Source organism: Streptomyces sp. NPDC059564 (assembly GCF_042735575.1).
Classification (GTDB): Bacteria; Actinomycetota; Actinomycetes; order Streptomycetales; family Streptomycetaceae; genus Streptomyces.
This window is the reverse complement of the sequence record NZ_JBHWBP010000338.1, coordinates 1-3,696: the sequence shown is the minus strand read 5'-3', so window position 1 is coordinate 3,696 and position 3,696 is coordinate 1. Positions and strand designations below refer to the sequence as shown.

Sequence of the window (3,696 nt, the reverse complement as noted above, 5' to 3'; positions counted from 1 at the left end):
ACCCCGGGCCGCCCCGCGAAGTAGGCGCCGAGCGTCTCCTCCGACGCCCCGCCGTTGTACTGATTCGCGGTGTCGATGAAGTTCCCGCCCTCCTCCAGATAGCGGTCGATGATCGCGAAGGACTCCTGCTGCGAGGAGCCCCAGCTCCCGTCGCCGAACGTCATGGCACCCAGCGCCAGAGGACTCACCCTCAGCCCCGAGCCGCCGAGCGTGACGTACGAACCGAGCAACGCCATGCGTGTGCCACCTCCTCTTCCTGTCGGCCGGTACCGGCCGATGAACCGTCACCAGGAGACTCGACCCCGCGCCGCATCCGTGGAAGGCCACGCCAGAGGGGGTACCGCACTCCTGGGAAAAGAACCCCGCCGACGTGCCGGTGCGTCTTGCGATCGGCCGGCACCTTCGAGCCCCGGGGAGAGATGGCTGCGCCGCCGGCGACCGAGGAGTACAAGCGGACCGCCGTCCTGCGAGAGCGGTACAAGGTGGAGCCCCCGAGCGGCCCCGGCTCGTCACCAGGGCCAGGCGGGCGGCAGGACGGTTCGGGGCCGTCCCCCACATCAACGGCCGCGTTGTAGTCCTTCGGCTTTCTGACCCGAGGCTGTGTCGTACGGATGCGGCCGGCGGACTGCCCGCGGACGCCTCCGTGAACGGCTTCTGCAGGTCTTCCTCCGGCCCCCGCGCGCGCTCGGGCTGCCGGCATGTCACTGCGCGACGGCTCCCGGTCCCGGGGCACGTCGCGGCTTCTGCTCGACAGTCTCTACGACCCCGGCAGAGGGCCGGATTGACAGAAGCCACAGGGATCCGAGCATCGTCCCGGCATCGCGTACGGCGGGCGTACGACAGAAGACTCCGGCCGGGGTGAATCCTTTCCGGACCTCCTCGCCTCTTGTGTGTGTACCGGCCGAACGGGCCGGCAGAACCGGGAGGAAACGCGAATGATGGTCACTGGCCTCGTCGTGATCGGAGCCCTGCTCGTGGGCGCGTGCAGCTGGCACCTGATGCGGCGCTACAGGAGCCGAAGCTGACCGGCGCCCGCGCGCGGGGAACTTTCCGAGGATGAGGAGCAGATGAACCAACGCTACGCCTGGCCGGACGAGCGGCTGATCAAGGCCGCTCAGGACGGCGACGTCACTTCGCTCACCACTGTCGTCATGGAATCGCAGCCGCACGTGCGCAAGTTCGCCCTGTCGCTGTGCGCCTCGCCGCAGGACGCGGAGGACGCGGCCCAAGAGGCGCTGATCATCCTCTACAGGAAGATCGGCACCCTGCGGGCCACCGGCGCGCTTGCCTCGTGGATGTTCCGGATCGTGCGCAACGAATGCCTGCGGCAGGTACGGCTGCTCGTCTCGCGGAGCGAGGAGGCGCCCGCCGGAACCGAAGCGTCCGCGGAACCGTCCGCAGAGGACGCGGTGCTGCACCGGCTGGAGGTGGAGCGGATCGCGGCTGCGGTCGGTTCCCTTCCCCGTGACCAGCGGCGGGTCCTGATCATGCGGGACGTTCAGGGCCTGCCCGGCAGGACCGTCGCCCATGCGCTCGGTCTGAGCAACGCCGCGATGAAATCGCGGCTGCACAGAGCACGGGCGACGCTGCGCCACGCGTTGGCGGCGACCGACCCGACGACAGTCGAACCCCTCGACCAGTTCATCGACCCATCAGCCGGAGGGGACTCACCACTATGAACACCGTGACGAGCGCGAACAGCACGCGGGGCGCGAAGAGCCGGCCCGCCGTGGCGTCCGCAGCGCCCGAGAGGAACTTCGCCAGCACGTCCGTCCCGCGCCACCTGGCTCGCGGCGCCATCGGCTTCGGGCTGATCACCGGCTCGATCGCCCTGGTGCCCATCCTCGGCCCGGCCACCCTGCTGGCGGCCCCGTTGGCCCTGATCGCCTTCCGCGGCTGCCCCACCTGCTGGATGGTGGGCCTCGCGCAGACCATCTCCCGCGGCCGTCTGGAGCGCCAATGCGAGGACGGCGTCTGCACCCTCACCAAGGCGCACCCGTAGCAGGCGAGCAGTGCGCGACGGCCGCCGGGCGCTACTCGGCTTCGGCGGCCGTTCCTCTCTTTCCCTTTTGCGTGCCGACCCCCTATCTTGCATAAGAATGCGTTTGTGTGCATAATCTACCCATGTCTAAGGTTCTCACCTCCCTCCCCACGGGCGAGCGCGTCGGCATCGCCTTCTCCGGCGGCCTCGACACGTCCGTCGCGGTCGCCTGGATGCGCGACAAGGGTGCCGTCCCCTGCACCTACACCGCCGACATCGGCCAGTACGACGAGCCCGACATCGCGTCGGTGCCCGGCCGGGCGCAGGCCTACGGCGCCGAGATCGCGCGCCTGGTCGACTGCCGCGCGGCACTGGTGGAGGAGGGCCTCGCCGCACTCGCCTGCGGCGCCTTCCACATCCGCTCGGGCGGTCGCGCGTACTTCAACACCACGCCCCTCGGCCGCGCCGTGACCGGCACCCTGCTGGTCCGGGCGATGCTCGAGGACGACGTACAGATCTGGGGCGACGGCTCCACCTTCAAGGGCAACGACATCGAGCGGTTCTACCGCTACGGCCTGCTCGCCAACCCCCACCTGCGCATCTACAAGCCCTGGCTCGACGCCGACTTCGTCTCGGAGCTGGGCGGCCGCAAGGAGATGTCCGAGTGGCTGGTCGCCCACGGGCTGCCGTACCGCGACAGCACCGAGAAGGCGTACTCGACCGACGCCAACATCTGGGGCGCCACCCACGAGGCCAAGACGCTGGAGCACCTCGACACCGGCGTGGAGACCGTGGAACCGATCATGGGCGTCCGGTTCTGGGACCCCTCGGTCGAGATCGCCGCCGAGGACGTGACGATCGGCTTCGACCAGGGCCGGCCGGTGACGATCAACGGCAAGGAGTTCGCCTCCGCGGTCGACCTGGTCATGGAGGCCAACGCGATCGGCGGCCGCCACGGCCTGGGCATGTCGGACCAGATCGAGAACCGGATCATCGAGGCGAAGAGCCGCGGCATCTACGAGGCCCCGGGCATGGCCCTGCTGCACGCCGCGTACGAGCGCCTCGTGAACGCGATCCACAACGAGGACACGATCGCCCACTACCACCAGGAGGGGCGGCGCCTCGGCCGGCTGATGTACGAGGGCCGCTGGCTGGACCCGCAGGCGCTGATGGTCCGCGAGTCGCTGCAGCGCTGGGTCGGCTCCGCGGTCACCGGCGAGGTCACCCTGCGGCTGCGTCGCGGCGAGGACTACTCGATCCTCAACACGACCGGCCCGGCCTTCAGCTACCACCCGGACAAGCTGTCGATGGAGCGCACCGAGGACTCGGCGTTCGGCCCGGTGGACCGGATCGGCCAGCTCACCATGCGCAACCTCGACATCGCCGACTCGCGCGCCAAGCTGGAGCAGTACGTCGGCCTCGGCATCGTCGGTACGACGCAACGCGCCCTGATCGGCGCCGCCCAGGCGGCGGCAACCGGCCTGATCGGCACCATGCCGGCGGGCGGCGCCGAGGCCATCGCCTCGCGCGGCGAGGTCTCCGGCGACGACGAACTGCTGGACCGCGCCGCCATGGAGTTCGGCACCGACTAGTCCTCCAGCCGCCGCCTGACCCGCCGTTCTCGCTGGTCGGCTGGAGCGTAGCGGGCTGGGTCAGGGGCGGGGGCAGCAGGGTGGCGGTCTGATTCAGGCGGGGGGGGTTCGCGCCGCCCGCCC

The 3,696-nt window shown here is 70.2% G+C and carries 4 protein-coding genes; 3 read left to right on the top strand and 1 reads right to left on the bottom strand.

What is annotated here, in order from left to right; all coding sequences use genetic code 11:
- Positions 1–236 (bottom strand): aldo/keto reductase (locus ACFV0Q_RS34185; RefSeq protein ID WP_385010802.1); only part of this gene is annotated, 236 nt, incomplete at its 3' end.
- An 831-nt stretch (positions 237–1,067) separates the two neighbouring features.
- On the opposite strand from ACFV0Q_RS34185, the gene ACFV0Q_RS34180 reads away from it, so the two are divergent.
- From ACFV0Q_RS34180 to argG, 3 genes are all read left to right on the top strand, one after another.
- Positions 1,068–1,679 carry an RNA polymerase sigma factor gene (locus ACFV0Q_RS34180; protein ID WP_385010800.1) on the top strand — a complete coding sequence of 204 codons (612 nt, stop codon included), beginning with the start codon at positions 1,068–1,070 and terminating at the stop codon, positions 1,677–1,679.
- A complete protein-coding gene (locus tag ACFV0Q_RS34175) occupies positions 1,676–2,002 on the top strand; it encodes a hypothetical protein (protein WP_385010799.1) in 327 nt (108 codons plus the stop codon). The genes ACFV0Q_RS34180 and ACFV0Q_RS34175 overlap by 4 nt, the downstream gene beginning before the upstream one ends.
- Before the next feature lie 122 nt (positions 2,003–2,124).
- The gene (gene argG, locus ACFV0Q_RS34170; protein WP_385010798.1) at positions 2,125–3,573 is read left to right on the top strand and encodes an argininosuccinate synthase; all 1,449 of its coding nucleotides are present in this window, start codon (positions 2,125–2,127) and stop codon (positions 3,571–3,573) included.
- Positions 3,574–3,696 lie beyond the last annotated feature (123 nt).